This window comes from Streptomyces sp. GC420, assembly GCF_009916105.1.
Lineage (GTDB): Bacteria > Actinomycetota > Actinomycetes > Streptomycetales > Streptomycetaceae > Streptomyces.
The window spans coordinates 1-5,141 of sequence record NZ_JAAAXQ010000480.1 but is presented as its reverse complement, the minus strand read 5'-3'; the positions used below and the strand labels follow the sequence as shown (position 1 = coordinate 5,141).

Annotated in this window: 6 protein-coding genes and 1 pseudogene; 6 read left to right on the top strand and 1 reads right to left on the bottom strand. The window is 71.2% G+C overall.

Translation table 11 applies throughout. The annotated features are described in order from the left end of the window. The 4 genes from GUY61_RS34435 to GUY61_RS34420 form a co-directional block, all read left to right on the top strand. Window positions 1-312: alpha/beta fold hydrolase (locus GUY61_RS34435; RefSeq protein ID WP_243766960.1), on the top strand; the 312-nt coding region annotated here is incomplete at its 5' end. 210 nt (window positions 313-522) lie between these two features. After that, on the top strand, window positions 523-939 hold the full coding sequence (locus tag GUY61_RS34430; RefSeq protein ID WP_166634251.1) for a hypothetical protein: 417 nt from the start codon (window positions 523-525) through the stop codon (window positions 937-939). Window positions 940-1,010: 71 nt separating this feature from the next. After that, window positions 1,011-1,445 carry a roadblock/LC7 domain-containing protein gene (locus GUY61_RS34425; protein ID WP_166634250.1) on the top strand — a complete coding sequence of 145 codons (435 nt, stop codon included), beginning with the start codon at window positions 1,011-1,013 and terminating at the stop codon, window positions 1,443-1,445. A 152-nt stretch (window positions 1,446-1,597) separates the two neighbouring features. After that, complete coding sequence (locus GUY61_RS34420; protein ID WP_166634252.1) at window positions 1,598-1,972, top strand: hypothetical protein; 375 nt, start codon at window positions 1,598-1,600, stop codon at window positions 1,970-1,972. 122 nt (window positions 1,973-2,094) lie between these two features. Here GUY61_RS34420 and GUY61_RS34415 read toward each other — a convergent pair whose 3' ends face one another. Then, window positions 2,095-3,720, bottom strand: a complete 1,626-nt coding sequence (locus GUY61_RS34415; protein ID WP_166634249.1) for an acyl-CoA synthetase — start codon at window positions 3,718-3,720, stop codon at window positions 2,095-2,097. Window positions 3,721-3,980: 260 nt separating this feature from the next. Between GUY61_RS34415 and GUY61_RS34410 the strand changes: the two genes are divergently transcribed. After that, window positions 3,981-4,781 (top strand): crotonase/enoyl-CoA hydratase family protein, encoded by an 801-nt coding sequence (locus GUY61_RS34410; RefSeq protein ID WP_166634248.1) that lies wholly within the window; start codon window positions 3,981-3,983, stop codon window positions 4,779-4,781. A gap of 35 nt (window positions 4,782-4,816) precedes the next feature. Next, window positions 4,817-5,141: pseudogene (locus GUY61_RS34405) on the top strand (hypothetical protein); the annotation flags it as partial.

Genomic DNA, 5,141 nt, shown 5'->3' with positions numbered 1-5,141 from the left:
CACCTGGAGCGGCCGGACGAGGAGCTGCCGTTCGACTGGCCCCTGGTGCCGCAGCTGAACCTCCAGCTCAACCGGCCCGACCCCGAGTGGTGGAAGCGGCTGGAGGGGTTCGGCGTCCCCACCCTGCTCATCGCGGGCGGTCCCACCAGCCAGATCGACCAGGACCGGCTGGCGCTGCTGGGCGGCGCCATCCCGGGCTGCCGCTTCGTGACCGTCCCGGCCGGGCACTCGGTGCACGCGTCAGCCCCGGAGGAGTTCCTCGCGGAGGTGCGTGCCTTCCTCGGAGACCGAGTGGTGCCACGCGCGGGCTAACGCCCGAACGGGCGGACGTTTTCGGTCGTCAATTTCTGTCGTCAACGGCGGCATCCTGATCACTACGGGCGAGGGTGCGGCCAAGCTCTGGCATGTTCCATCGGAAAGTGCCGCAACTCCCCCTCGGGCTGTGCACGTTGCGTAGTGTCCTCGTCACTGCGCACGTCGACGCGCGCAGTTCGCCGCACACCGGCCCGGGGGGAGGGACGCATGCCCGGAATCGACGAGTGCCTGCTCGAGGCCATGACGCTTCCGGGCGCGCGCGGCGCGGCGGTGGTCGACTGGATCAGCGGGCTCGCGCTGGGGACGGCGGGCGAGGCGCCCAACGGATGCCATGAGACCACCGCCGCGGAGACGGCCGAACTGGCGAGGGCGGCCGCCGAGCACACCGTGTTCGCCGCGGCCGGCTCCGCCGTCGGGGGCGGCGAGTACGGCGGCTCCGACAAGTCGCCACCCGTCGAGGACGTCATCGTCACCACCCGCACGGGCTACCACCTGATGACGTTCGTCGCGACCACGTTCGACAGCAGTGTCTTCATCCATCTCTGGCTGGACGGCCCGGAGGGGAACCTCGCCCTCTCCCGGATCCGGCTGCGGGAGATGGCGGAGCGGCTGGTGCTGCTGTGAAGACTCCGAGAAGCACTGGAGGTACGTCTGGTGAGCCCCCGACCGCCCATCGAGGCCCCCTTCCGTCCGTCATGAGGCGAACCCTGAGACAGCGGGCCGAGAGGAGGCAGTTGATGGCGGCCCAGCCGGAACTCCTGGGCGAACTGCGCAGACTCCGGGCCCGGGTGCCCCAGGTGACCGCCGTCTACGCCGCCGGCACGGACGGACTCGTCCTGGCCCAGGACGCCGCGGGCGTGGACACCGAGGGTGCCGCCGCGTACACCTCGGCCGCCATCGGGGCGGCGGCGGGTCTGACCGGCACCACGGAGCGGGGGGAGTTCCGGGAACTGCTGGTGAGGGGTGAGGAGGGCTACGTCGCGGTCTACACGGCGGGCCCGGCCGCCGTCCTGACCGTGCTCGCGGGACCGCGCACCAACGTGGGGCGGCTGCACCTGGAGGCCCGCCGCTCCGGCGCCCGTATCGCGGAACTGGTCGACGGGGCGCTCGACCGGCTGGAGAACGCTTGAGCGACACCGACCCCCCGTCCGGCGAGGGCTCCGCACGCCGGACCACGGCGAGACGCCGTCCGCGGACAACCGGAGCGACCGACCAGAAGACCCACGGCAACCAGCAGAACTACGGGAACCAGAAGAACCACCGGAAAGGAACCACCACCATCATGGCCACCACCGACACCGCACTCAAAGATGCCCTGACCTCCATCGAGGGGACCATCGGCGTCGCGCTCGTCGACTACACCAGTGGCATGGCCCTCGGTGTTGCCGGCGGCAGCAAGGACCTCGACCTCACCGTCGCCGCCGCCGGCAACACCGACGTGGTCCGCGCCAAGGTGCGGACGATGGAGATGCTGGGGCTGAAGGAGGAGATCGAGGACATCCTGATCACCCTCGGCAGCCAGTACCACCTGATCCGCCTGATGACGGGACGCGGGAGCAAGGGACTCTTCCTCTACCTCGCCCTCGACCGGGGCCGCGCCAACCTGGCCATGGCCCGGCACCAGCTCAAGCGGATCGAGGCCGACCTGGAGGTCTGAGCCGCCGCGGGCGCCCGGGGGCGTGCCCTGCCCTGCCTTCCCCCGGCGCCCCGGCCCAGCGGTTCCACTCCCGGGCCGGCTCCAGGCCGATCCCGCCGGAGCCCGCCTGCCACGGTCCCCCGTCAGCCCCGGTCCGCCGCGACCGCGACCGCCTTCGCCCACCGGTAGTCGGCCTTGCCGCTGGGCGAACGCCGGATCCGGTCCGCGATCACCAGCTGGCGGGGGATCTTGTATCCGGCGAGCCGGGTGCGGCAGTGCGCCTGCAGTTCGTCCAGGCTCGGCCGCCGCCGCGCGCTCCCGCGCAACTGGACGACCGCCGCCACATGGCTGCCCCAGGTGGCGTCCGGAACGCCGGCGACCAGGGCGTCGTACACGTCCGGGTGCGACTTGAGGGCCTGCTCGACCTCTTCCGGGTAGACCTTCTCGCCGCCGGTGTTGATGCACTGCGAGCCGCGGCCGAGAACGGTGACCACGCCCTCCTCGTCCACGGTCGCCATGTCGCCGAGCAGCACCCAGCGCTCCCCGTTCCTGTTGAAGAAGGTCTCGGCGGTCTTCCGCGGGTCGTTGTAGTAGCCGAGCGGCACATGGCCGTGCTGCGCGACGCGCCCCACCTCGCCCACGCCCACCGGTTCGTACGAGGCCGGGTCCACCACCGCCGTACGGGAGTTGACCCGCAGCCGGAACCCCTTCTCCGGTCCGGAGTCCTCCGTCGCGGTGCCGTTGAACCCGGACTCGGAGGACCCGAAGTTGTCCAGCAGCTGCACATGCGGCAGCAGCGCCCGGAACTGGTCACGCACGGTGTCGGACATGACGGCCCCCGAACTCGAGACGCTGAACACCGAGGAGCAGTCGGTGCCCTTCATGGGGCCGCTCAGCGCGTCCAGCAGTGGGCGCAGCATCGCGTCGCCCACCAGCGACACGCTGGTGACCCTCTCCTTCTCCATCGTGCGGAGCACTTCCTCCGGAACGAACTTGCGGTGCAGCACGACGCGTTGCCCGAAGTTGAAGGCGATGAACGAGGTCAGGGTCGAGGTGCCGTGCATGAGCGGGGGCGTGGGGAAGAAGGTGATGCCCTCGCCGCCCGCCGCGACCCGCCGTGCCAGTTCCCCGGGGGAGCCGACCGGCTCGCCCGTCGGCGCGCCGCCGCCGAGGCCCGCGAAGAACAGATCCTCCTGACGCCACATCACGCCCTTGGGCATCCCCGTCGTACCGCCCGTGTAGATGATGAACAGGTCGTCCGCCGAGCGCGGGCCGAAACCGCGCTCCGGCGAGCCGTGCCGCTCCGCGTCCGTGAACTCCACGGCGGGCAGGCGGGGCCCGCCGGCGGGCGGGGCGCCGACCCGGACGAGGTGGCGCAGCTTCTCCGTCTTCGGCAGGGCGGCGGCCACCCGCGGGGTGAACTCCGCGTCGAACACCAGGGCCGCGAGGTCGGCGTCCCGGTAGAGGTAGACCAACTCCTCTTCGACGTAGCGGTAGTTGACGTTCACCGGCACGATCCGGGCCTTGAGGCAGGCCAGCACGGTCTGCAGGTACTCGACGCCGTTGTACAGGTGCAGGCCCAGGTGCTCGCCCGGCCGGATGCCGGCTTCGGTGAGGTGGTGGGCGATGCGGTTGGCGGCCGAGTCCAGTTCCGCGTAGGTGAGCCGGCGTTCCGTGCCGGTGCCGGGGATGTCGAGGTACAGGAGTGCTTCGCGGCCGGGGACGACGTCGACGACGGACTCGAACAGGTCGGCAAGGTTGTACTCCACCGTGCTCCTCCTGACCCCGGGGGCGGACCCTCGCACCCTGGCGCCTCCGTGCCTCGGCGCCTTCGCGTGGCCTGCGTGGCTGTGTGTCTGTGTGACTTCGGACGTTCGGCGGGCGTCGGTCATCAGAGCAGAGCCCGGCACAACTGGGAAGGGCCGCGGCGAAAGAATCTGACTGACTGTCAGAAGTCTATTGAACTGCGCGTCGCCCTGCTGCAACCTGTTCTAGGTCTTGCGGCGCTCGGCCCTGGAAGGGGAGACACATGGGCGGTACGGAACACCTCACCGTGCGGCGCGAGGGCGCCACGCTGGTGCTCACCCTCAACAGGCCGGAGGCGAGGAACGCGCTCTCGCTGTCCATGCTCGTCGGCCTCTACGACGGCTGGGTCGAGGCAGACGCGGACGACACGGTGCGCTCCGTCGTCCTCACCGGCGGGGGCGGCTCCTTCTGCGCCGGCATGGACCTCAAGGCCCTGGCCGGCGGGGACATGGCGGGTCAGGAACACCGGGACCGGCTCACCGAGGACCCCGATCTGCACTGGAAGGCGATGCTCCGCCACCACCGCCCCCGCAAACCGGTCATCGCCGCCGTCGAGGGCCCCTGCGTCGCCGGAGGCACCGAGATCCTCCAGGGCACGGACATCCGCGTCGCGGGGGAGAGCGCCGTCTTCGGCCTGTTCGAGGTCCGGCGCGGCCTGTTCCCCATCGGCGGCTCGACCGTACGCCTCCAACGGCAGGTCCCCCGCACACACGCCCTGGAAATGCTGCTCACCGGACGCCCGTACACCGCCGCCGAGGCCAGGGACATCGGGCTGATCGGGCACGTCGTCCCCGACGGGACCGCGCTGGAGAAGGCCCTGGCGATCGCCGCGCAGATCAACGCCTGCGGCCCGCTCGCCGTCGAGGCCGTGAAGGCCTCGGTGTACGAGACGGCCGAGATGACCGAGACCGACGGCCTGAAATCCGAACTCGAACGCGGCCGGCCACTCTTCGAGACCGCCGACGCCAGGGAAGGAGCGCGCGCCTTCGCGGAGAAACGCACCCCCGTCTACCGCAGGGCATGACGCCGAGGACCGACCGCAGATCTGGAGACACGCCCATGACCACCACACCCTCCCCCGAAGTGCTGCGCGCCCCGCTCGTCGTCGAGTTCCCCTTCACCCGCTCCCTCGGCCCCGTCCAGTCCGCCTTCCTCACCGGGCTGCGCGAACGCACCGTCCTCGGCGTCAGGACCACCGACGGCCGCGTCCTCGTCCCGCCCGTCGAGTACGACCCGGCCACGGCCGAGGAACTGCGCGATCTCGTCGAGGTCGGCACCGCCGACCCCGACGAGGCCGCCGGAATCCTCGCCGAGGCGCTCGTCGGTGATCTCGCCGAGGACGGCGGACGCCGTGCCACCACCGCACTCGGACAGCTCCTAGGCC